The 24,236-nt window shown below is 40.4% G+C and carries 24 protein-coding genes; 11 read left to right on the top strand and 13 right to left on the bottom strand.

Annotated features, from left to right (window positions below; translation table 11 throughout):
• Window position 1 precedes the first annotated feature (1 nt).
• Both BGC7_RS02185 and BGC7_RS02190 read right to left on the bottom strand, forming a co-directional pair.
• Window positions 2–1,462 (bottom strand): bifunctional ADP-dependent NAD(P)H-hydrate dehydratase/NAD(P)H-hydrate epimerase, encoded by a 1,461-nt coding sequence (locus BGC7_RS02185; RefSeq protein ID WP_050699922.1) that lies wholly within the window; start codon window positions 1,460–1,462, stop codon window positions 2–4.
• Between the two features lie 20 nt (window positions 1,463–1,482).
• Entirely contained in the window at window positions 1,483–2,145 is a 663-nt protein-coding gene (locus BGC7_RS02190) for a B3/B4 domain-containing protein (RefSeq protein WP_050699923.1), read from the bottom strand.
• 86 nt (window positions 2,146–2,231) lie between these two features.
• On the opposite strand from BGC7_RS02190, the gene cobC reads away from it, so the two are divergent.
• The 3 genes from cobC to BGC7_RS17560 all read left to right on the top strand — a co-directional run bounded on the left by cobC (window position 2,232) and on the right by BGC7_RS17560 (window position 4,133).
• The gene (cobC, locus tag BGC7_RS02195; protein WP_050699924.1) at window positions 2,232–2,747 is read left to right on the top strand and encodes an alpha-ribazole phosphatase; all 516 of its coding nucleotides are present in this window, start codon (window positions 2,232–2,234) and stop codon (window positions 2,745–2,747) included.
• A 194-nt stretch (window positions 2,748–2,941) separates the two neighbouring features.
• Window positions 2,942–3,883: an SPFH domain-containing protein gene (locus tag BGC7_RS02200; protein ID WP_050699925.1), complete on the top strand. Its 942-nt coding sequence runs from the start codon at window positions 2,942–2,944 to the stop codon at window positions 3,881–3,883.
• 79 nt (window positions 3,884–3,962) lie between these two features.
• On the top strand, window positions 3,963–4,133 hold the full coding sequence (locus BGC7_RS17560) for a type II toxin-antitoxin system antitoxin (RefSeq protein ID WP_082206426.1): 171 nt from the start codon (window positions 3,963–3,965) through the stop codon (window positions 4,131–4,133).
• Window positions 4,134–4,151: 18 nt separating this feature from the next.
• Here the strand turns inward: BGC7_RS17560 and BGC7_RS02205 are convergent, their stop codons facing one another.
• The 6 genes from BGC7_RS02205 to BGC7_RS02230 form a co-directional block, all read right to left on the bottom strand.
• A complete protein-coding gene (locus BGC7_RS02205; protein WP_050699926.1) occupies window positions 4,152–4,535 on the bottom strand; it encodes a DUF3037 domain-containing protein in 384 nt (127 codons plus the stop codon).
• Window positions 4,513–5,295 (bottom strand): HipA family kinase, encoded by a 783-nt coding sequence (locus BGC7_RS02210; protein ID WP_050699927.1) that lies wholly within the window; start codon window positions 5,293–5,295, stop codon window positions 4,513–4,515. The genes BGC7_RS02205 and BGC7_RS02210 overlap by 23 nt, the downstream gene beginning before the upstream one ends.
• A gap of 77 nt (window positions 5,296–5,372) precedes the next feature.
• Complete coding sequence (locus BGC7_RS02215; protein ID WP_050699928.1) at window positions 5,373–6,329, bottom strand: alpha/beta hydrolase; 957 nt, start codon at window positions 6,327–6,329, stop codon at window positions 5,373–5,375.
• A 12-nt stretch (window positions 6,330–6,341) separates the two neighbouring features.
• A complete protein-coding gene (locus BGC7_RS02220; RefSeq protein WP_050699929.1) occupies window positions 6,342–6,935 on the bottom strand; it encodes a hypothetical protein in 594 nt (197 codons plus the stop codon).
• 149 nt (window positions 6,936–7,084) lie between these two features.
• Window positions 7,085–7,681 (bottom strand): NAD(P)H-dependent oxidoreductase, encoded by a 597-nt coding sequence (locus BGC7_RS02225; RefSeq protein ID WP_050699930.1) that lies wholly within the window; start codon window positions 7,679–7,681, stop codon window positions 7,085–7,087.
• Between the two features lie 134 nt (window positions 7,682–7,815).
• A complete protein-coding gene (locus BGC7_RS02230; protein ID WP_157258624.1) occupies window positions 7,816–8,706 on the bottom strand; it encodes a tetratricopeptide repeat protein in 891 nt (296 codons plus the stop codon).
• A gap of 75 nt (window positions 8,707–8,781) precedes the next feature.
• Between BGC7_RS02230 and BGC7_RS02235 the strand changes: the two genes are divergently transcribed.
• From BGC7_RS02235 to BGC7_RS02245, 3 genes are all read left to right on the top strand, one after another.
• Window positions 8,782–9,804: a pirin family protein gene (locus BGC7_RS02235; RefSeq protein ID WP_050699932.1), complete on the top strand. Its 1,023-nt coding sequence runs from the start codon at window positions 8,782–8,784 to the stop codon at window positions 9,802–9,804.
• Window positions 9,805–9,825: 21 nt separating this feature from the next.
• Window positions 9,826–10,341 (top strand): 5' nucleotidase, NT5C type, encoded by a 516-nt coding sequence (locus BGC7_RS02240; protein ID WP_050699933.1) that lies wholly within the window; start codon window positions 9,826–9,828, stop codon window positions 10,339–10,341.
• A gap of 87 nt (window positions 10,342–10,428) precedes the next feature.
• Entirely contained in the window at window positions 10,429–11,367 is a 939-nt protein-coding gene (locus tag BGC7_RS02245; RefSeq protein WP_050699934.1) for a DUF4421 family protein, read from the top strand.
• Between the two features lie 39 nt (window positions 11,368–11,406).
• On the opposite strand, the gene BGC7_RS02250 is transcribed toward BGC7_RS02245, so the two are convergent.
• The 3 genes from BGC7_RS02250 to BGC7_RS02260 form a co-directional block, all read right to left on the bottom strand.
• Window positions 11,407–11,775, bottom strand: a complete 369-nt coding sequence (locus BGC7_RS02250) for a DUF4890 domain-containing protein (protein WP_157258626.1) — start codon at window positions 11,773–11,775, stop codon at window positions 11,407–11,409.
• Window positions 11,776–11,887: 112 nt separating this feature from the next.
• Window positions 11,888–12,391 carry a terminase small subunit gene (locus tag BGC7_RS02255; RefSeq protein ID WP_050699936.1) on the bottom strand — a complete coding sequence of 168 codons (504 nt, stop codon included), beginning with the start codon at window positions 12,389–12,391 and terminating at the stop codon, window positions 11,888–11,890.
• Window positions 12,391–12,660, bottom strand: a complete 270-nt coding sequence (locus tag BGC7_RS02260) for a hypothetical protein (protein WP_050699937.1) — start codon at window positions 12,658–12,660, stop codon at window positions 12,391–12,393. Before BGC7_RS02260 ends, BGC7_RS02255 begins: the two co-directional genes overlap by 1 nt.
• A 448-nt stretch (window positions 12,661–13,108) precedes the next feature.
• Between BGC7_RS02260 and BGC7_RS02265 the strand changes: the two genes are divergently transcribed.
• The gene (locus BGC7_RS02265; RefSeq protein WP_050699938.1) at window positions 13,109–14,413 is read left to right on the top strand and encodes an alpha-L-fucosidase; all 1,305 of its coding nucleotides are present in this window, start codon (window positions 13,109–13,111) and stop codon (window positions 14,411–14,413) included.
• Between the two features lie 314 nt (window positions 14,414–14,727).
• On the opposite strand, the gene BGC7_RS02270 is transcribed toward BGC7_RS02265, so the two are convergent.
• Window positions 14,728–16,131, bottom strand: coding sequence for a cation:proton antiporter domain-containing protein (locus BGC7_RS02270; protein ID WP_050699939.1), 1,404 nt, complete (start codon window positions 16,129–16,131; stop codon window positions 14,728–14,730).
• A gap of 565 nt (window positions 16,132–16,696) precedes the next feature.
• Between BGC7_RS02270 and BGC7_RS02275 the strand changes: the two genes are divergently transcribed.
• Both BGC7_RS02275 and BGC7_RS02280 read left to right on the top strand, forming a co-directional pair.
• Window positions 16,697–19,207 carry a tetratricopeptide repeat protein gene (locus BGC7_RS02275; protein WP_050699940.1) on the top strand — a complete coding sequence of 837 codons (2,511 nt, stop codon included), beginning with the start codon at window positions 16,697–16,699 and terminating at the stop codon, window positions 19,205–19,207.
• A 166-nt stretch (window positions 19,208–19,373) separates the two neighbouring features.
• On the top strand, window positions 19,374–21,359 hold the full coding sequence (locus BGC7_RS02280) for a DUF4954 family protein (RefSeq protein WP_050700019.1): 1,986 nt from the start codon (window positions 19,374–19,376) through the stop codon (window positions 21,357–21,359).
• A gap of 73 nt (window positions 21,360–21,432) precedes the next feature.
• On the opposite strand, the gene BGC7_RS02285 is transcribed toward BGC7_RS02280, so the two are convergent.
• A complete protein-coding gene (locus BGC7_RS02285) occupies window positions 21,433–21,693 on the bottom strand; it encodes a type B 50S ribosomal protein L31 (RefSeq protein WP_050699941.1) in 261 nt (86 codons plus the stop codon).
• A gap of 210 nt (window positions 21,694–21,903) precedes the next feature.
• Between BGC7_RS02285 and BGC7_RS02290 the strand changes: the two genes are divergently transcribed.
• The gene (locus BGC7_RS02290; protein WP_050699942.1) at window positions 21,904–22,875 is read left to right on the top strand and encodes a glycosyl transferase family 90; all 972 of its coding nucleotides are present in this window, start codon (window positions 21,904–21,906) and stop codon (window positions 22,873–22,875) included.
• Between the two features lie 28 nt (window positions 22,876–22,903).
• Entirely contained in the window at window positions 22,904–24,088 is a 1,185-nt protein-coding gene (locus BGC7_RS02295; protein WP_050699943.1) for a lactonase family protein, read from the top strand.
• Window positions 24,089–24,236: the final 148 nt, after the last annotated feature.

Genomic DNA, 24,236 nt, shown 5'->3' on the forward strand with positions numbered 1-24,236 from the left:
ATTACATCACGAGCTCATCAATAAGGTCTTTACTGTTCATAGCCTCCACGCCATATTTTGCAGCAGCCTTGTCTCCCGCCAGCCCGTGTATATAAACTCCCATAATGGCGGCCTCACGACTATCATATCCTCTGGCGATCAGCCCTGTAATATATCCGGTAAGCACATCACCGCTTCCTCCCTTTGCCATACCACTATTGCCTGTAGAGTTGAAGTAGCAATTTCCATCGGGCAAACAAATCATCGTATGAGCTCCTTTGACAATAACGACTACCTGCAAAGATGAAGCCAGATGCTTTACTTGCTCTATTTTTTCTTTCTCGCTTTGCCATTCGCCTATCAGCCGTTTCAGTTCGCCCGGATGCGGTGTCAATACCGATCCTGCGGGAATATGCTGCCTCAACCTATAATTGTCCGATATTATGTTCAGCGCATCGGCATCTATGACCATAGGTCTCATTACATAATTGAGCAAACTCTTAAAAGCTTCTACAGTCCGGTGAGACTGACCTAACCCGCAACCAATACCTATTGCCGTATATTTATCTGCATTTTGCGGTAATTGCGAAAAACAAGCATCATCGTCGAGGCTCAGCATAGCCGAAGGATAGGTAGCCTGTACGGCAAATCTTTCGGCATGAGGCAGATGCAGGGTAACAAGCCCACAACTCGAACGCAGTGCAGCACCTGTCGACAGTATTGCCGCGCCCGACATGCCACGCGAACCACATATAAGCAAAGCATGACCGTATGTACCTTTGTGAGCAAATTTATCTCTTTTCTTCACAATGCTTTTCACCACATCGGGAGTTATATAGTGGTATGGAGAATTGGCGTTATCTATATATTTTGCACTAAGGCCAATATCCAAAACCTTTATGTCCCCGCATTGCTCGCCCGATTCGGGAAGTAGCATTGCCAGTTTGGGAAACTGTAAAGTAAGAGTAATGTCCGCTTTCAGTATTTTCTGGTGTTCATAGCCAAATTCGGTTACCATTCCCGACGGTATGTCGATAGCTATTTTTGCATTGCTAAGCTTGTTTATTTCATCGATAAGCGTATATAGAGGTTCTTTTATTTCACCTTCGACGCCTGTACCCAGCAAAGCGTCAATAATTATTGCATCGGATGTTATATCCGAAAGCGAAGCAACCTTTACGCCTTGAGGTAATTGCTCTAAATTGTAGCGGCATTCTGAGGTCATCCGTTCTTTGTCAAATGGCAGATATACCCGACAAGAATATCCTGCATGATGCAGCATACGTGCTACAGCTAACCCATCGCCACCGTTGTTGCCTTTACCAACAAGGAAGAATAAGGGCGATTCTGATTTTACATTACTACATATCCACTGAGCAATAGTATTGGATGCTCTTTCCATAAGGAGGAGGGAAGATATCGGCTCGTCTTGTATTGTATACAGGTCGGCCTCTTTTATTTGCGTTCCTGTCAGTATCTTCATAGCTGTATGATGGTAATATTCTAGTAATAAACTATTTCTACATCTTTGGCATTCATATATCTGCCCAGCAAAGAGTGCATATACTCTACAGCCTGAGGCAATGCGTCTTTTCCGCTGTATCCGTTTATCAACGCAAGAAAGGAAGTTGTTTGCAATGAGATCTTTGTGCGCTCGTGGTCGCTGGTCGGAGTGCCTATTCCCCCTACTCTATCACGATAGACAGGTAAACCTTCTATATTGAGAATTCCTTTACCTATTCCCTCGTATGGCTCTCCTGCTTTACCTATTCCCAACGTGAGGCAATCGCCCTCTATCTTTCCGGCATCGAATCCGCCGATAGAGTAGCCCGTGCGTAGCGAAACAAGATTAACAAGGTCTACCAGCGTATCAATTTCGTAGAGTGGCAGATCTCTTAGAATACGTCTGCGCAAAGCCTCTGCCGATGGACGGTAACGATTGGGCTCTTTCCCAAACTTCTTGTACGCCTCCCGTGTGGCAGCTATGGCTGCGTTTGTTTTTATATCTTCTATTTCATGAGTTGCCTTATAGTCTGCCGAAAAAGCATTTATCTCGTTCCACAAGGCTTCGTTATGAGGATTGTTCTCCACTTTGGCAAAGAGAGCTACTCCCGCAAAGTGAGGCCAAAGTGTTCTTATTTCTTCCGATATATTTATTGTTATCATCTCTTTTGTGCAAACCAAAAATCGTTATTCCTTTCAAAGGTACAATATTATTTTTTACCTTTGTTTTTCATCAGTTCAGAATATTTATGAATATATACATAGTACGCCATACAGCCGTAGACGTCGTAAACACCTGTTACGGACACACAGACGTTCCTCTCAAAAAAACATTCGAAGCAGAAGCAGAAGCCGTAAAGCAAAAACTGAAAGACATCCCCTACGATGCCGTATATTCCAGTCCACTGGGTAGAGCCAAGAAGCTTGCCGAATATTGCGGATATACCGACATACAGCTCTACGACCGACTAAAAGAGATGTTTATGGGCGATTGGGAAATGAAACAATGGGACGAAATAGACCTGACCCGTTGGGAAAAAGACGCAGTAAACACTCCTGCGCCTAACGGAGAATCCATAAAACAGTTATACAACAGAGTAGCATCTTTTCTGGAAGAGCTGAAAAGCACCGGACACTCGTCCGTTATCATATTTGCTCACGGAGGGGTTATAAACTGCGTTCGTGCCTATTTCGGACAAGCCGACCTCAACGACTTGTTTGAAGATATGCCCCAATACGGAGAAGTGCTTAATTTTCAATTATAAGAAGACTGTATATCGTTGATAGCAATGATAAGCCGAGCCTCTACGAAAATACGATAACTAATACATAAACAAACGACACAAACAGGATAATTCTCTTCTAGATTATCCTGTTTTTTTTAATGCCAGATATTTGGATATATGAATCTTTATAGTTTATTTTATGATATCATTTTAATATCATAATAAAATCGAATATGAAAACACTTGAGAAAAATTTTGAAGGAGTAAAAATTTCCGGGTTTGTTGTCTTGTTTATACTTATAGCCATTTTAGCGGTAAGCATATGGTTTTTCACGACAGAGCACCTTGCATTATTTGTGATTGGGTTTATCAGCATTATAGCTGCATCTCTTTCAACTATGGGCTTTATGGTCGTAGAGCCTAACAATGTCAGAGTTATGATATTCTTCGGAAAATACAAAGGAACTATTACAGACAATGGGTTCTTTTGGGTAAACCCGTTCTACAATAAAAAGAAACTGACTACACGTGCCCGAAATCTGGATGTGGCTCCTATCAAGGTGAATGATAAAGTGGGAAACCCCATCATGATAGGTGCAGTATTGGTATGGAAAGTAAAAGACACTTATAAGGCGATGTTCGATATAGACACATCCTCCATATCGGGGATAGTACCGGGAACACAAAACAATTATATACAGTTTTCGAACAGGATGCAATCGTACGAAAACTTTGTACAAATACAAAGTGATGCTGCCGTACGTCAGGTGGCAGGAATGTATGCGTACGACAGTAATGAAAGCAAAGACAGCCAAGTCACTCTCAGGTCTGACAATGGCGAAATCAATCAGAAACTAGAAGATGAGCTAAATATTCGGCTCGAAATTGCCGGCATCGAAGTAATAGAAGCCCGTATCAATTACCTTGCCTATGCAGCAGAAATAGCGAGTGTCATGCTTCGCCGCCAGCAAGCCGATGCAATCATAGCTGCACGTGAAAAAATAGTAGAAGGTGCAGTAAGTATGGTACAACTGGCTCTCGACAAATTACAAAAAGAAGAAATAGTAGAGCTGGATGAAGAGAAAAAGGCTGCAATGGTTAGCAATCTGTTAGTGGTGTTATGTGCCGATGAAGCTGCACAGCCAATAGTAAATACAGGAACATTGTATCACTAGCCCACAAGCCTGTGTGTAAAATATACGAGTTTCGGTGTTAATAGAATATTGACACCGAAACTCAAAACCGTTTAGAATCGTGGCAAAAAAAGAGAAAGATCAAAATATAAAAAGCTTTGCATTACGCATCGATCAGGAAATGATGGAGGCTATAGAAAGATGGGCTGCTGACGAGTTTCGCAGTACCAACGGACAAATACAATACATCCTCGATCAGGCTCTACGCAAATCGGGCAGGATGAAAAAATAAACGGAACTACCTTTCCCCTCACAGCACCAACTCGACATATAGTCTTTCGAATGTTTCGTCCAGATTGTCAGAGAAACCCGAGCGGGCAACCGATGTCTGTATAGATGTGCTGCGGGTAGCGGTCAGCCAGCGAAAGCGGTCGGGAATGTCGAATGTGGCAATATGGCCACCATCTTTAGCTCCCGAACATATCTTGTCGAATGCACCAAGATTGGTATATAAAGAAGTCATATCCAACTCGGTGTCGAACAACCGCAACTTATCCTCATTCACCGTATAACGGGCTTTTATATACTTCGCCCTCTTAGAGAACATAACCAAGCCTATATTTATAAATTCTTCGCGCTCTACCCTCGGCACAACACGAATAACGGCATACTCATAGAAGTGCTTTCCTTGCATCTTGTGCTTCTTTTACGAAGATTGACGAATTATTTATCCTCTCGTTCAGAAAGCCAATGTACACTTTCCTTATATCGCCGGGCGACTCCTCTTCCCCGCCCCAATGCAACCAGTCGTCGGGTAAGAGTTCTACTATCTCGACAATCTTTGCAGGAGTGAGTATCTTCTTAAACTCAGCATCTACCTCTTCGAGCCGATCGGCATAGGGCAGCATCACATGATCTTTCACCTGCGAGAAAGGACTCAACGCATACTTTTGCCAGCCCGTCCACGAATGATGAAAATAGAGCGATGCACCATGATCTATAAGCCACAGCTCTTTGTGCCACATCAGCATATTGGTATTCTTCACCGTACGGTCTACATTAGTGAGTAAAGCATCCATCCACAATATTTGCGAAGCGGTGCGAGTATCAACCTCGTTTACCACAGGGTCGAACGTAAGCGCACCCGAAAGAAAGTGCAGCCCCATATTCAGCCCCCGACTATTTTGCAGAAGGTCTTGTATTTCCTCATCGCCTTCGGTACGTCCAAAAGCCTCATCGAGATTGATGAAAACTATTTCAGGGATACGGAATCCCAAGGTATGAGCCACTGCTCCACCAATAAGCTCACTCACCAGCATCTTTGTGCCATGCCCTGCTCCTCTGAATTTAACAACGTATTTAAACCCATCATCAGCTTCGGCAAGTGCGGGCAAAGAACCTCCCTCACGCAAGGGGGTTATATATCGTGTTACGTTTACTGTACGTAGTTCCATACTTTTATTTTATAGTCAGACAAAGATAAGAAGGTTTGTCCGGATTTGTATTATCGGGACAAGTGTAATAGCGCCTGTCAATACAGGTTCTTTTTATTCAGCCAGCTTTCTATTACATTATATACTTCGGTACGGGCAGCCCTAGCCGACAAAACAAGATCGTGCAGACCTCCCGGTATTGCTGTTATCTGCACATCACTTTCTATATTGCATGCAATACGTTTTATGTCCTCTACATCAAGGATGGCATCACGTGATGTTACCTGTAACGGATCGGACAGATCGCCTACCGACTTAAGCGAATGCAGGACAAGTACGGGCTTTGCTATCTCAAAATCATTATTGAGTTCTCTTTGCCCCTCATATATGGCTCTCAGCCACCCTATGTTTATTTTAGGAGCCACATTGGGCTTCCACAAGAGATTGTATTCCCACTCTCCACCATAATCTTTATGAATGCTTTCTCCGTATTTCTCACTGAATCCTCCCGATATTTTTATTTTCGGAAAATATTTACCCAGCCATGCTATAACGGGTAAAAAAAACTTAACGGGCTTACTGAGATTGAAATCAAAAAACGGACTATTCAGTACAACCCCATCATAGAGCAAACTTTGAGGATTGTCTTTTGCATATAGTGTGACTATAAGGCCTCCTGTAGAATGCCCCATAAGAACAGTTTCTTTATTACCTTCGCTACGGATGAGACTGAGTGCAGCAGTTATTTCTTCATAGTAATCTTTCAGATTGCGAATATCATTAAACTTCTGGTGCGACATATAAGCACGCCCATACTTACGAAGGTCGATGGCATAGAAATTAAAGCCATTACGATTGAACCAATGCGCCATCTCGGACTGAAAGAAATAATCGTTAAATCCATGAATATACAGTATGGCTTTATCCTGTTGCTGCCCATCGCACAACCGACGCACAAGTGCAGCTACGGCCTCGCCTTCATAGTCAGCCCTCAGCTCTATAGCTCGTTGTTCGAAACCATTGCCTAATATGTCTTCTCGATAAAAATCGACCATTGCTTCTTATATTTACCGAATATATTCGTTATCTGCCCATTGCACAAATTCAGCAACAATATTGTGTGGATTTCCTCTTTTAGTCCAGCTTACAGGCAAGTCGTAATATTCGAGTTCGTGAATAACAATTGGAATATGTACACCGAATTTCTTTTCTAGATGTCCCTCTTTATGCAATCGTGTACAAATATCTATCACAACATCCATAAACAACACTTGCATCTTCTCGTCCATATTGAGGAGTTCAGTCCATCGTTTATCTCCGATTTCAACAAATTTATGCTCTTCATCAGAATAGAAAAGATCTTCGTGTTTAAACCATTTCACCAGATCTCTATCGCCTGCGCCTCCTATAGTAAGCAATTCATTTTGCAGCCAGAAAGCAAAATTCCATTTAGCCTCATCTCTACTAGAAGCGTGATTGGCCTCAAAGTCTAAGTTTGCGTATGTATTATATCCTATAGCTATTCGGGGATAACGCGGATCGTTTTCAGAATTATCTTTCCAAAAAGAAATTGCATATATATCATTTACGTTTTCGAGAGACCAGATAAGCTCCACTACACGTATGTAGTTCTTTTTCAGATAATCTTGTTTGTCTATCATACAAATAGCTGATTAGTTTTATCTTAATAGGGCAATAAAGCAAATATATAGATAAATATGCAACAAATAATATTTTAAACAAAAAAAGAGACAGACAAATCTATCTCTTCAATTTTATACTATCTAACAGTGAGGAAGCACTATCTCTATTAGAATACCTTACGCAAATGTTTGATATATTCGTTCTTGTTATTCTCTATACTCTCGTCTGTAACTGCCTTTTCCATTTCGTGAAAATGGAAGCTTTCCAGTCTCTCAAGTCCTGTAAACTGATTCAATTTGTGAACGCCTATCAAAACCTGATCTTCATCATTCTGTTCAAAAAATTCACCTTTCACAGTAAATGCCTCAATAGGTGCGTTCCACGAACTTGTCAGCATATATTTTCTTCCTTGCAGCAGGCCTCCTGTACCATAATGCAGCTTAGGATTGTCGCTGTGGCGGCTTCTGCCATCACTTTTATAAATACCATTATTGTGTCCTGCGGTAAATACCTGATCTATATATTCTTTCAGACGAAAAGGAAGATGAAACCACCAAACAGGAAAATGATAGATTACGACATCTGCCCATACATATTTGCGAATTTCTTCTTCAGCATCGTACTCGTCATTTATATCGGTGACTTTAACTTCTGCATTCTTTTCTTTCTCAAAAAAATTGACTGTCCATTCTGTCAATGTTTTGTTGAACCTGCCTCCTGAATGGGCAAAATGCTGCCCTCCGTTTATTATAAATACTTTCATATAACTCTATTCATTGGTTGGTTAATAAATTTTCATGTAGAAAGAACAATGCAAATACAAAAATGGAACAGAAAACTTCTCATTTTTATAAAACATTAATACTTACTTGCCGGACATAATGTTGGGCGTATGTCTTATTTTTCGGGCAAATATTTGTTCAATAACTTCTTGTAACGTTTATCGCGGCGAATATTGTTAAGATCCTCGTCCGAGTCCATTTTCTTACGGGTAAAGTCGAGCATCTTGGCAGAATATGAATTATCTTTTATAATTGACTTTTCGAGCCATTTAAAAGATTCATCTTTTTCGTTTATCAACGAATAATAGCATGCCAGATTGTAAGCTGACGACTGACTACCCAGTTGCTCGGCTCTGAAATACGATTCTTCGAGCTGCTCTCTGTATTTAGGAAAATTCTTTTCGTAGCGTCCTATACTCAGATATGCGTATCCTTTGTCGCGCCATGCAGGCATCGAGTTGGGATCGAGCTTCAACACCTCTTCATATTTACCGACACATTCCTTAAAACTATCCACATCTTTTTTGCTCTTGGCTCTATCCAACAGTGTTGTACCCCAGTTAAGGAAGCTTTCTTTATCTTTAGGATTTAGCTCAATAGCTTTTGCAAACTTATCGAAACTCGCTGTATATAAACTATCTCCTTTGGTTCTGAAAGCATAATAGGACAGACATACACCCCACGAACCATATACCTGAGCATTTTCAGGGTTGAGCTCGGCGGCTTTTTCAAACTTGCGCAAACTACTGTCAAGCAATTCTGTACTATCGTTACGTTCGGCATAGCGAGCTATAATAAGTCCCCAGATCATATATATAGCCTCATCTTGGGGCTGAAACTGTACAGCCTGCTCAAACAGTGCATTAAATTCGTCGGGCGATCCCCCTTCAGCCTCTCGCTGCACAGCCATAGCCAGCATCGACTGGGCACGCTGTTGCATATCCTGCGACATAACAGAAAGAACGGACAGCAAACAAAAAGTAAAAAATATAAACAGCTTTTTCATATACAGATAAGAAGAATTATTGAGACAAATGTAGGTAATTTTTCTTACATTTGTTAAAATTAAAACTGTCATAAAATGAAAGTAATCAAAATAGCAAAGATGGGATTTCAATTACCGGTAAAAAATCCCTTTATCGTATGTTTCCATCACAAAGATCACTTTCCTAAAGGTAATGGAAAAATGGAACCGGCTCATTATCTGGAAAGCAGAAGAATTGGTGAAGACTTCGATCACAATGCTCCGTGGCGCATGTATTATGGCGACACTATACCCGGATTTCCGGTACACCCACATCGGGGCTTTGAAACCATAACTGTAGTTACCGAAGGTTTTGCCGACCATTTCGACTCTAAAGGTTCGCACGGAAGGTACGGGCAAGGCGATGTGCAATGGATGACAGCAGGAGCGGGAATACAACATTCGGAAATGTTTCCCGTGCTCAGTGAAACCAAAGACAACCCGATGGAGCTGTTTCAGATATGGCTCAACCTGCCACGAAAAGATAAATTTGCTAAGCCCGATTATAAAATGTTGTGGCACGAACAGATACCCATAGCCAAAATTGATGACGAAAATAGCAATACTTCTCTCGTAAAAGTAATTGCAGGATCGTGCTATGGGGTGAAGTCCCCTGATCCACTGCCTGCATCGTGGGCATACGACAGGAACAACAAAGTGAACATCTGGCTAATAATGATGAATCCCAATGCTGAACTGACCATACCAAAGGTTTCTGCATCAACCGGCCGTATGCTTTACTTCTACGAAGGCAACAAAGCTGATATAGAGGGGCAAGGAATGGAGGTAGATCATTTTGCCGAACTGGATGGCAACGAAGATATACTTATCCGAAACGGCGATACAGAAAGTCGTCTACTGCTACTCGAAGGAGAACCCATACGAGAATCAGTGGCTACCTATGGCCCGTTTGTGATGAATACGCGCGACGAAATAGAACAAGCCATTTCGGACTACGAGCAAACTCAGTTCGGAGGCTGGCAGTGGGATAGCCCGGGGCCGGTAAATAAACGTAATGATGGACGATTTGCCAGCTACAACAATGGAGAAAGAATAGAAAAACCCGAAGATTTTACTTAAATAAGAAATATATAACAACAAATGCAACAACTACTTGTGGATATGGATGGTGTGCTGGCAGACGTTTATGCACAGCTATTCAGATACGAAACAGAAGAACTGGGTATAAAACGAACACTGGCCGATGTGGAAGGCAAGCTTGAATTAGATGCTTTTCGGAACGGAAGAAAATATGTAATGTCGAAAGGCTTTTTCCGCACAGCACCTGTAATGAAAGACAGTGTAGAGGGATTGAAGATGCTGAATGAGAAATATAAAGTACTCATTGTTTCGTCAGCCACAGAGTTTCCATACAGTCTGGAAGATAAATTATTCTGGCTCAACGAGCATTTTCCCTTTATCACATGGCAGCAAATGATATTTTGCGGAAAGAAAGACTCGATAAAAGGAGATATAATGCTCGACGACCACCCCAAGAATCTAGACTATTTCGATGGTGAAACAATACTGTTTAGCCAACCGCATAATGTAAATGTAGAAAACAGGAAACACAAAAGGGTAAACGATTGGAAGGAAGTAATTTCTATATTGGGATAGATATCGCTATACTAACCCCGCTCATTTTTCGTTGATACACATAAAGCAAGATAATTGTACCCTCTAGTGGATAAGAAATGCCGACTTATGCAGCAGACAGGATTTCTCTTTTTACTGATCCTTATATTTACTGTTGCACCTGTATATGGTCAGGTGGATAGTTCGTATGTCCGCTTCTACGAACACGAATCGTCTATCCGCCCCTATTTTTCGGACAAGTACACATCTCTGATCCACAATCTGGGCGACAATGACGAAGCCATCTATCGTCCCAATGCCCCCTTCGGTATAGGTTTGGGCGTATCTTACAAAAACTATTCTATCAGTGGAGGATACGGGTTCGACTTTATGCGCGACAAAAAAAAAGGAAAAACAAAGTCGCTCGATTTCCAATACCATTACTATGGACGCAGATTTGTTACCGACATATTTTTTCAACGATACAAGGGGCTATATACCGAACCCAAAGAGGGAGAATATAATTTCTATTCGGATATAAAACTTGTGCAGTACGGAGCCTTTTCTCAATACATATTCAATGGAAATAAATTCTCGTATCAGGCAGCATACGATCAGAACGAGAAGCAAATAAAATCGGCTGGCAGCTTTCTATTGGGTGGCGGTATATATTTTAATAAGGCCGAATCGGCAGGATCACTTATGTTCAATAATGACTATAAGATAAAAAACTTCCAATTTGGTGTCAGTGCAGGTTATGCATACACATGGGTTATAAACAAATACGTTTATCTGTCCGGTTCCATGTCTTTTGGCATCAACGTAGGCGCAAAAGGTTTTGACCGTTTCGGCAAAGACCGTTTGGAAGTATATCCAACTATGTTTCCTCGTTTTTCGGCAGGCTACGACCGCAACGACTGGTCGATCGGATTATCGGCAATTAACAATGTGGTATATATCATTTATTCCAAAGAGAATGAAATGATGTTCAACACCGGAGCCATACAGCTGAGTTTCGTCAAACGGTTTACCACGTTGCCGGGCTTTCTCCAAAAACGAAAACGGTGAAAGACTCCCGTCTTCCACCGTCCCAACCAATCGTTTTTGTTACCTTTGTCTCCGGCTATTACCTTTCATTTTGTCTTGATTGTCAGATATATGTTTATCTAATTTCTTCTGTTGCTCTGCGGTCAGTACTTCCTTTATTGCAGCTATTCTCTCGCCCTGAAGTTTCTGAAACTCCGCCATCCGTTTTTCTCTATCGGCATTCTCTGTATTTTTTGCATCAGCATTGGCATATTTCAAATTAATTTCATACACCTTGTCTTTTTGCTCCTGAGTCAGGCTAAGTTCTTTTACCAGAGTTTCGGTCTGCCGTTTGGCACGTTCTTCGGGAGTAGCTCTTTGTCGTTGCTGAGCCATTGCTCCGCTAGTGATCATCATCACAGCCATTAAGAATAAAATTAGTTTTTTCATGCTTTTTTTTGATTATTATTAAAGTCTCCGTATAATTAAGACTAGAATAAGAGGAAAAAGTAAAATCAGAAAAGCATATTTTTATAGTTAATTATTGTTAACCCAATTAAACCTATCCCAATCGCAACTTGTCTCTGAATTTTTCAAGCTCATCCTTTGTCTTGCTATCGGCTACTGTAACCATAAAAGGCACGTCTAAACGGTTTTCCTGATCGTTGCTTATCGAATTAAGTTCGAGCAAGCGACTAACAAAACTAGAATTATATGCTCCTATAATAGCGCCCTCTGTCTGATTTTGACAAATAGTATCCAGTATATGCTGTGCAGCACCTTTCATATCGTCCGACTTGAGATAAGTCCTGAATATAGACTCATTGATATTACAATAGACACACAGACCGGCAAGCGTGTATGGTCTGGTTACAGGTATTTCGACAATTTCACCTTTACGATCACCCGATCGCTGCAATTCCTTTTTTGTCCATGGATTGTCTTCGCACCATGCAAAATATTCGAAAGCAGCCGACAAGAACGCATCAGGGTCTTTGTAATCTTTTATCGTTTGTACAAACTTCTTTTTTCGGCTACTGCATCTTTTATTCTTTTCGCTCTGCATTATTCTTTTATTTTTCGTCCTGATTTTTTCTTCTTTACGCCTGTTGAAGTGCTCTTTACAGAGGGTATGTTTTCCTCATTTTGGTCTTCGAGCCATTTTCTGAGTTCTCTCACTTTGCGAATAAGGCAACTGGCACACGACTGGGGAGTCTCATTTTTATCAAACACTCTGTTCGCTACATCATATATCTTACTCATGGAGTAACGATGAGTTTTATCTACTTCGGCCAATAACTGCTCTACTTCTGATTTTAATTCAATTTTACTCATTTTATTATCATTTTATTATCATTTTATTATCATTTTATTATCATTTTATTATCATTTTATTATCATTTTATTATCTATATATTTAAGTACAAAAAATACTGCGAACGACAAAATAAACCCAATATAAAATACCAATTCGCAAGTTAAGACCAATGCACACACAGCTGACAAACACCACATTATATGGAACGACAGACACGGGCGGCAGTTGAAAGGTTTACAATCGAGGGCGGAAAACAATTCGGGCAAATGCAATGAAAGGAAGCTACCCCAATAAACAGAAGCCGAAATGATAATTGCAAGTATCACAAAGATTGAAAATGTATCCATACCGCGTTTTTACAGTATAGATAAATTAATTGCAAAATCTTTATTCTTATTTTAACTTTCAGATAATATCCATTCTCTTTTTCCTATCTTTATAGGCATTAACCCCAAAAACAAGACTATGAAAAAAACATTTGTGTATTTGTTTATATTATTATTTATCTGTGTCAATACGAAAGGTCAGACCGCTAAAGCTCCGGACACAAAATGGTTCGAAGACGCACGTTTTGGTTTGTTTATACACTTTGGGCCTTATAGCGTGCTGGGAGCAGGAGAATGGATTATGAACAATCGCCCTGTGAAATGTAACGACTATATGCGGTTGCAACAACTATTCAACCCTCAGGCATTCGATGCCAAAGAGTGGGTAAGAATAGCCAAAGAAGCAGGGATGAAGTATATAAATTTCACATCGCGACACCACGACGGATTCAGCAACTGGAATACCCAGCAATCGTACTGGAACATAATGAACACCCCTTACGGAAAAGACATTGTAAAACAGCTATCCGACGAATGCGAGAAAGAGGGGATAAAGCTGGTTCTCTATTATTCGCTTATCGACTGGATGCGTAGCGACTACCAATACGAAACAGGACGTACGGGCAAAGGAACAGGCCGCACAGAGAAAAGCAACTGGCCGTCATACATCAACTTTATGAAAGCACAGCTGACCGAGCTGCTCACCAATTATAATGTGGCGGGCGTTTGGTTCGATGGACACTGGGATCAGACAGAAGACAAGAACAGAACAAACCACGCGACGTATGTCGATTGGCACTATCCCGAAATATACGAACTCATTCATAGTATTCGCCCCGAATGTCTGATAGCAAACAATCACCACTTACCTCCGCTTCAGGGCGAAAGTTATCAGGTATTTGAACGTGATGTACCCGGCGAAAACGAGGCAGGATATAGCGGACAGGCAGTATCACACCTCCCTCTCGAAACCTGTCAGACAATATCTGCTTCGTGGGGCTTCAACATCACCGACGATAAATTTAAGTCCACAAAAGAACTGCTACATCTTCTTATCCGCACAGCCGGCACAGGAGCCAATCTGCTGCTCAATGTAGGTCCTATGCCAAACGGAGTGATTCAACCCGAGTGCGTTAGCCGACTACAACAAATGGGCGAATGGCTCAACAAGTATGGCTATACTATCTACGAAACTCAACAAGGTTTTGTAAAACCTCAGACGTGGGGAGCATCTACCAAAAAAGGAAATGTGTACTATCTGCATATTTTGAATAAAGAAACTGAGAATATAGAACTTAATATTCCAAATATAAAATCGGCAAAATGGATAAATGTAGATTCGCAACTGGCATGGAAAAAAGACAAAAAAACGGGTAACGTCAACTTCACTATCGAAGGCAATCTGGACGATACAGATTCGATAATAGAAATAGTGCTGAAATAGTTAAAAAACTATTCCGGTAAAAGAATATTGAGTTAAAATAGCAGTAAAAGAATAAGATCTAAAATCAAAAAAACATTTAGCAACAAATAAAATGGCAAAAATAAATATTTTTGCCATTTTATATAACATATTAGCAGTAAACAGATTTACTTTTAGATCTAAATGTTTATTCTGTGAAAAAATCGCACAATTATGTTAATTAACAAAATGCCTGTGAACATATTTAGCCATTTGGTAGTTTATATGGCATATAGTTTTGTAAAGTTTGTGTTAAGGTTTTAGGGAAGTCTGCGACGAGATGTTGCGGACTTTTTTTATTTGAATACTTTTTGAAACAAATTGAGCAAAGGCCCTGTCATAAATGTAGTAACCAATGCCATAATCACCATCATTGCAAAAATTTCAGCATTCAATATACCCAAGTCGTACCCTATATTGAGCACTATGAGCTCCATAAGCCCTCGGGTATTCATCAAAGCCCCTATACTAAGACTATCTTTCCAGCTTTGCCCTACAAAACGGGCTGCAACACTACTACCTACAAATTTGCCAAGAGTAGCCACAACGATAATAATACCTGTAACCAGCCACAGCGAACCATCGTTGAGTAAGCCTATCTCGGTACGCAAACCTGTGATAACAAAGAAAAGAGGAAGAAGAAGCACCAACGCCACATCTTCTATTTTTTCTATAAACATGCTTCTGAATTTACTGCTATGAGGCATAACAGCCCCAGCCATGAATGCTCCGAAAAGAGCATGTATTCCTATCACCTCGGTAGTGTAAGACGATACCAGAAGAACCAGAAAGAATACGGCTACTATCGACTTCCATCCCGCCTTGCCTGTCTCATACCTCAATGCCAGCTTTTTAAGAAATGGACGTACAAGCTTTATCATCAAAATCACATATGCCACTGCCAGCAGAATGGTATAAACCGAACTTACCACAGATCCCGCTTTCACTATGGCAATTACCACTGCCAGCAAGCACCATGCTGTAATGTCGTCTGCTGCCGCACAAGTGATGACAATAGCACCCAAGCGGGTTTTGTGAATATTCCGTTCCTGAATTATTCGAGCCAGCACAGGAAATGCGGTTATACTCATTGATATACCGAGAAACAGCCCGAACGAAGAAAAAGGAACGCCTGCGGGAGCAAACGAAGAGTAGATAAAATAAGCTAACGCAACCCCGGAAGCAAACGGAACAATAATACTCGCATGACTGATAACAACTGCTTCGTGGGCTTTATTTTTCAAAACGCCTATATCGAGATCCATACCAACAATAAACATGAACAGCACCAACCCTATCTGGCTAAGTACTTGCAGATTGCTCAACGACTGAGGTGCAAACAAAAATGAAGAGACTTCGGGAAAATAGAGCCCAAGCAACGATGGTCCTAAAGCAATACCGGCTATGATTTCGCCGATAACCATAGGTTGCCCCATCTTCTTAAACAACAACCCGAAAATACGGGAAACTGCAATTATAGAAATCACCTGAAGGAGTAAAAGAGCAGCCGGATGATGAAAATTTTCGGTAAATGAATTCAAAAATTGTTGGAACGAATTTTCCGCCGATACATTCAACACTATTTCGCGTCCTTGTTCCAACTGTTTACCAACGTCTATAATCCAGTACATAGCCGCAGAAAATCCTCCTATAATCAGTATATAAAAGAATACTGTCTTAAATTTTTTTATAAAAACCATAAGCTAAATAATTATGATAAAATTATACTCTTGAAATGGGCATCTAAAACATTAATGAATATTTATTATGTTATTTAGTTCATAACAAATAATATGTTTTCACAGTTTTCGCAATGGTGTTAAATATACACCTTTTGCGTAAAATGCAAACTTAGAAAAATATAGAGAAAAGACTGTTATGTTTTTGTAGAAAAATACGCATCAAAAAAAGAAAAAGTACAGCTTTAGCTCTCATACAATATCGTAATCGGATATTAACACATAATTTTAAAACTTTAAATTATTAGAACAGCATAAACAAAAATGAGATTTATGAGTTATAGTATAGTAAAAGATCTATATATTTGTATATTCTCAGAAAATAATAAGCAACTAATTAGGTCTAGGCTCGTGTTATCAGAAAGTAAAAACAATGGAGACTGTTTTTTATATTGCTTCTGTAAATAAACTTCTTTTATATGTTAAAAAAAGGAGCTATTTTTACATCGTCTGCATATATTCGCTATATTTGCAGCAATTTTGCAATATTAAACTTTACAACACTAAGACATAGTAATTTTTTTATATGGAAAAAAGAATCACCAAAGTATTCTCTTCAGGCTTGCATACGGTATTACTGCCCATATTTACGGTAATAATTATAGCTATCATGCTTTCCTGCAAAACTTCACATTCTGTAAGGGAAATAAAAGCTTCGCGAAATCCCGAACTGGGATATGTATCCAAAAAGACACAAGTGAAGGTGCCTCACACGAAGGAAGATGCCATGACCAAAGATTTGTTTATGACATCTCAACGTCCGAACATAGAGTTGCCATACGTAGAAGGAGCCGATAAAGGTTCGGGGACGGCCATGATATCGGAACAAGTAACGTATACCAATGCGGAAGTAATAACAAAATCGAACTCACCCGAAGAAGGTAAGGTTACAAATCTGAACGAAGTACAACACCTCAACGAGGTCGTAGTAACTGCCAAATCACGCTTTACTCCGGAGCAAAACGGAAGAGTAAATATTGACTTTGTAGTAAAAGTTCCTAAAAACCTGATTTCGCCCAACTGGCGCCTTACTTTGTCGCCAGTGTTGCTACACAACGACTCTCTGGTTCCGTTGAAAGATGTAGTTATCAAAGGACAGACTTTTGCCGACAAGCAAAAGGAATCATACGCCGACTATGATAAATTCTTGAAATCGATAGTAGACAAATCGAAATATGACAGCGTATTTGTAGACTATACCGGAGTAAGAAAAGACATCAATACCCAGCAAGGTTTTTATTATGGACAATACCACAAAGAGTGGAGCCGCCAAACAGACTTCGAAACATGGAAATCTGACAAAGATGAAGTAGAAGCACTTACCGAAGCAAAAGGTGTAGGATATACAAAGAAAATATATCATGAGAATGCCCGCAAAGTAAGAGAAAAAGCAATGAAGGACTTTGCCAAGGGAAAAGATACTACAGGATACTTTGCCAAGTATATGAAAAGAGTAATCAAACCGGAAGACTTGGAAAAAGGAAAACAAAAGATTGAACAAAAGAACGAATACCGTGTAGACTTTTACAAAGAATTTTCGCAAAGAGCAAGACAACAAGTTTTGCGCGACTGGTCGAACGGTAAAGATACTATCGGAGCATACAACCGTTATATGAAAAGCTTCGATAAGAACATGAAGAAGATGGTGCTCGATGGTGAAGATATGAGCAAGATACCTGACAGGTTTAGAGACATATACCGCGAAGGACGTACAATGGATCAGATAGCCAATCAGGTGTTCTCGGAAAAAGACTCTATAGATATAGTTCAGCACCGCTACAAATATGAAGACATAGCCCTGAACGAAATGAAGCAGGACATGAGCGAAAGCAAGAGGAAAGAAATAATAGCTTTTCCATACGAAACGAACACACGCCTCGATAGCATTGTCGAAAACAGTACCGACTTCGTTTACTACTACAAGCAAGATTATCCCGTATCACCGGGAATGCGCAGACTACGCCTGACAATGAACAGCAAAGTGGATGCCATAGACCGCAGTAGCTATACAAATCAGCCGGCAGACACATTGTCTTACTTCATATCTTCTTTGTCTCAGTTGGTAGATACATCTCTGATTACAAAACGTACTACAGTGCACCGTGATATGTACAATACAATGGTGATCTATCCTAAGTTCTTGGCAGGAAAATGGAGTTTCAACAACAATTATAAAGACAATAAAGCCGAAACAGATAAAGTAATAAATACATACAAAACTTTCACCGGAGAAGGCAACCTTGTAATGGACAGTGTAGTACTTCGCGTATCAACATCTCTGGATGGCGAATACGAGAAGAATATAGAACTGTCTATGAAACGAGTTGAGGCTCTACAGGCATTCTTTGCCAAGGCTCTGAATGTAAGTTCCGATGTATTTAAAGTTCGTCATAGCGGCGAAGACTGGAACACAATGGCTCGTCTGATGGTGAAACGTGAAGATATGCCAAACAAGTCGCAAATACTGGAAATGCTGACACAGGCAGTAAATCCTGATCAGACAGAAACCGAGATAAAGAAAACATTCCCTACCGACTATAAAATCATCCGTGATTCTATCTATCCAATGCTCAATAAAGCAGACGTAATATTCAATATGACACGTCCGGGAATGGCAGAAGAAATCACTGTAAACACAGAAGTACGTCCCGAGTATGCCAAAGCCCTGCAACATCTGCAAGACAGAGAATACTGGAAAGCATTGGATATACTATCCGACTATCCGGACTATAACACAGCTCTTTGCCTTGTTAGCATGGGGTATAACATGAAGGCGTTCGAACTGCTGCAATCGCTAGAACAAACAGGTAATACAGAATACTTGCTGGCTATACTTGCCATACGCTCGGGCGACGACAATAAGGCTACAGAACACCTGCTGAAAGCTTGTGAGCTAGATCCGTCGAAAGCCTACCGTGCACCACTAGACCCGGAAGTAGCGGCATTTGTACGCAAATATGATCTACAGGACAGACTCTTACACGATGCAACATCATCTGACAAAAGTATGGTGGAAGAAGACCTGAAACAAGAGTAATATTTTCAGCAATATATACCGACAGCCTCGATTTTTTTAATCGGGGCTGTTTGTTTTTCACCCGTATGCTTATTCAATATCCACTCTTATTTGTAAATTTGCGACCTATGACTAAGTAGTATGTAATTTGATTGGGCTTTTGTTGCTCGATATAAAAAAGAATAATATGACTCACAGACCGCTTACCGCCCACGAAATAGATATTCTAAAATCGCAAGGCTGTAAAGCCGATAATTGGGACAATATTTCTGTCCATAACGATTTCACTACCGATTATATAAATTATGTAACCTTTTCGGGAAACATAAAACTAGGAGTATTTAAAGAAGAGTTTACTTTGCCCGGCGGACTAAAAAAGCATTCGGGCATACATCATGCTTGTCTACATAATTGCGAACTTGGAGACAATGTACTTATAGAAGGAATACAAAATTACATAGCCAACTACCGCATAGGAAATAGCGTACGCATACAAAATATTCACCACCTGTATGTAGACGGGCTCACCTCGTTTGGCAACGGTGTAGAAGTATCGGTATTGAACGAAACAGGCGGGCGTGAGGTAATCATATACGATAAGCTCAGTGCACACTTTGCTTATATACTCTCTTTCTATCGGCATCGCCCTACCCTGACCAAAAAATTGCAGGACATGGTACGTGCCTACGCACAGGCTCAGACTTCCGACATGGGGAGCATAGGCAATAATGTAACCATAGTGAATGCCGGAGCCATAAAGAACGTACGCATAGGCGACCATGCTGTAATAGAAGGAGCACGCCACCTCGAAAACGGTAGCATAAACAGCAACAGCCACGATCCTGTGCATATAGGATATAGCGTTATGGCAAACGATTTCATCATCTGCTCAGGGTCACATGTTGAGGATGGAACAATGCTTACCCGTTGCTTTGTAGGACAAGCATGCCAACTGGGACATACCTATTCGGCAAGCGATTCGCTATTCTTTAGCAACTGTCAGGGCGAGAATGGAGAAGCATGTGCTCTCTTTGCCGGGCCATATACCGTTACTCACCACAAGTCCACTTTACTTATAGCGGGTATGTTTTCATTTATGAATGCCGGATCGGGTTCTAACCAAAGTAACCATATGTATAAGCTGGGGCCTATACATCAGGGCATAGTTGAACGTGGAGGCAAAACCACCAGCGACTCGTACATACTATGGCCTTCTCGCATAGGAGCGTTCTCTCTCATCATGGGCAGACACTACCACAATACCGACACATCCAACATGCCTTTTTCGTACCTTATAGAAGACAAGAACGAAACGGTACTTGTACCCGGTGTCAACCTTCGGAGTGTGGGAACGATACGCGATGCCCAGAAATTCCCCAAGAGGGACAAACGGAAAGATCCCGACAAACTGGATCAGATAAATTTCAATCTGCTGAGCCCATATACCGTACAGAAAATGTTTAAGGCTACCGAAATACTCAAAGATATGCTCGACACCTGTGGGGAAGCCAGCGACTTCTACTCATATAAAGGATGCCGTATAAAAAACTCCTCTCTCAACAAAGGACTGAAGCTATATGATATGGCTATAAATAAATTTTTGGGCAACTCTATTATTTCGCGCCTATCCAACTGCACATTCTCAAGCAACGAAGACATACGTCATTGCCTAAAACCCGACACCAATGTAGGGCTCTCGGTATGGAGCGACATAGGCGGGGTACTCATCCCCCGTTCGGAAGTAGATATACTCATTGCCAACATAGAATCGGATAATATCACTACAGTAGAAGAAATAAGCAATGTATTTAAAACCTTGCATGAGAATTACTACTCGCTTGAGTGGACATGGGCATGGGACAAGATTCAGCAATACTACGGGCTATCACCGGATACGATAACAGCTGACGACATTACCGACATTGTAGACCGTTGGCTCAAAGCTGTAATAGATCTCGATAAAATGATATATGATGATGCCCGCAAAGAGTTTTCGCTGTCGTCACAAACAGGCTTTGGTGTAGATGGCGACCGCTATCAAAAACGTATCGACTTCGAACAAGTGCGTGGCGTATTTGAAGAAAATGCTTTTGTGGAAACAGTATTGAAACATATCGACACCAAAACCCGTTTGGGCAACGATATGAAAGAAAAGCTTAGCAAAGTAAAATAAGTGTTGAGAGCAATAAAAAAAGCCGGCTATAACAGTCGGCTTTTTTATTCTATTGAAGTATATATACTTTCAATTATTTCTTAGGCTGAGTACGTTTTGCGTAACGGCTCATGAACTTATCAACACGTCCTGCTGTATCCACAAGTTTTTGTTTACCTGTGTAGAATGGATGTGAAGCACTGGTAATTTCAAGTTTTACCAAAGGATAAGTAACTCCGTCTATTTCGATAGTTTCTTTTGCATTGATAGTTGAACGAGAGATAAATACCTCATCGTTTGACATATCTTTGAAAGCAACCGGACGGTAGTTTTCTGGATGAATATCTTTTTTCATTTTTATAGTGATTTTTAGTTATTTCTCATTTTCAGCCGACAAAGATAGGTTTTTTATATTATTAAAACAAAATATTTCTCCTCAATTTTTCTAAAATCAACGAATTGACCTATTCCTATTTTTATCGGATTCGAATGGTTTTGTAACCAATAGAATTTCTATCTTTGTACATCCCTGTTTTTACATACAAACTAAATTTGTAATTCAAGCATGCTGAAAAATTTAAAGAGAGCTTCGTTTAAGCACAAGAACAACAAACCCTTGTATTATATAAAAAACTATATCCGTTACAGAGTTCCTCTTTTCAACTATCACAAGAAACTTTTAGATAAAAAATTGAGCACTCTGAGCAATTACGATTCAGACTATATAAATAACAGGCTGAATTATTACAACCGCTTGGACAAGACATATCAATTACCCGATACGGCTCTTCCCCTTTCGGCATTCAAACTGAAAGATCATTTCAAAGTGTACTTTTTCGATGCTTTCGAATACACCCGCTATTTTAGTCAGGACTTAAAAATATGCCCCTTGTTCGGAGACATTATCCATGTTCCCGATCATCCTTCGATAGTAAAAAGTCGCCCGATAGAAGGAGACAATACCAATTCGGTGGTTATGAAGCTGGAAAAAATAAGGCACTTTCTTTTTCTTAACGACAAAAAGTCTTTCGATGAAAAAAAGAATATGCTTGTCTTCAGAGGAAAAGTGCGTCAGGAGCATCGTATCCGCTTTATGGACATGTACTATGGCAAAAACCCCAGACTGGATATAGGGCAGGTAAATGTAACAGCAGACGCCAAATATCCTGCAAGCCGACTAACTATAGGAGAGCATCTCGATTATAAATTTATATTGAGCCTCGAGGGCAACGATGTGGCAAGCAACCTTAAATGGGTGATGTCGTCCAATTCGTTAGCCATTATGCCCAAACCGAAATACGAAACGTGGTTTATGGAAGGCACATTGATACCAAATCATCATTATGTACTCATAAAAGACGACTATTCCGATTTGGAAGAACAGATGGATTATTATATCCAACATCCCGACAAAGCTCAAGAAATAATAAATAATGCACATCAATACATAGAGCAGTTCAAAAATAAAGAGAGAGAAGATTTGCTGAATCTTTTGGTCTTGAAAAAATATTTTGAAAAAACAGGACAACTGCCGTAGGTTACATAACATAAAATAGAAATGAGACATGAATAAGTTTATTTTTTTACTCACATTCATCCTATTGGCTACATACTCTTGTAGCAACAAAGGAAAAAACAACAATAATACCAACTCTATAGCCGCAGAAGATATAGAAACCGTAAGCGACGAAAACAGTATGCACCTGCTTGTAGGTACATATACAGGGGGCGAAAGTGAGGGTATATACGTCTATCAGTTCGATACCGTATCGGGCTACTCGCACTTCAGGCAAGTGACAAAAATAGATAACCCTTCCTACCTTACGCTAAGCAAGGACGAAAAGTTCGTATACGCCGTATCGGAAGATTCGGGAGAAAAAGCAACTGCCAGCGCATTTTCGTTCGACAAGAAGGATGGATCACTCAAACTGCTCAACTCACAGAAAACAGGAGGTGATTCACCATGTTATATAGAAGTGGATAAAGATGGGAAGCACGTTATCACAGCCAACTATGGAGGGGGAAGCATTACTCAGTTCGGAGTAAAAGACGACGGGTCACTCAATCTGCCTACACAAGTGATACGATTTATGGGAAAAGGTACAGACACAGAACGTCAGACAAAACCATACCTGCATTGTGTTCGTTTTTCGCCAGATGGCAATTATCTGTTTGCTGACGATTTAGGTACCGACAAAATACATAAGTTTGACGTAAAAGCAGGAGATGCAGACAATTTTCTGCAAGTGGGTACTCCCCCATTCTTCAAAGTAGCCGATGGTTCAGGCCCACGACACCTGACATTTCATCCTAATGGAAAGTATGCTTATCTGATAAATGAATTGTCGGGTGCAGTCATTGCGTTTTCGTACGACAGCCAAAATGGTAATCTTGCTCAGATACAATCTATACAAGCCGATACTCTAAATGCAAAAGGCAGTGGCGACATACACGTTTCGCCCGATGGCAAGTTCCTGTATGCCTCCAACCGCCTTAAAGGAGATGGCATTGCCATATTCAGTATCAATCAGGCAGATGGCAAGCTGACAAAAGCAGGCTATCAGGAAACAGGCATACATCCACGCAATTTTGTTATATCGCCCAACGGAAAATTCCTGTTGGTAGCAAGCCGCGACAGCGATATGATACAGATTTTCCTACGCAATCAGAGTACAGGACTTCTAGAAGATACATTTCAGAATATAAAGCTAGATATGCCCGTATGTCTTAAGTTTGCGGCATTCAAGTGATTGCAGAAATAGAACTTTAACCTATAATATACAAATACGGAGTACACTCGAAGTGTGTTCCGTATTTTTTTGTTGTAGAATAGCTTCGTTGAGGAATTTATTTTCTTCTTACTTTTTCCTACCTTTGCACCTTCAAAAAAAATAAAAC

It is taken from the genome of Dysgonomonas sp. BGC7 (assembly GCF_001261735.1).
Classification (GTDB): Bacteria; Bacteroidota; Bacteroidia; order Bacteroidales; family Dysgonomonadaceae; genus Dysgonomonas.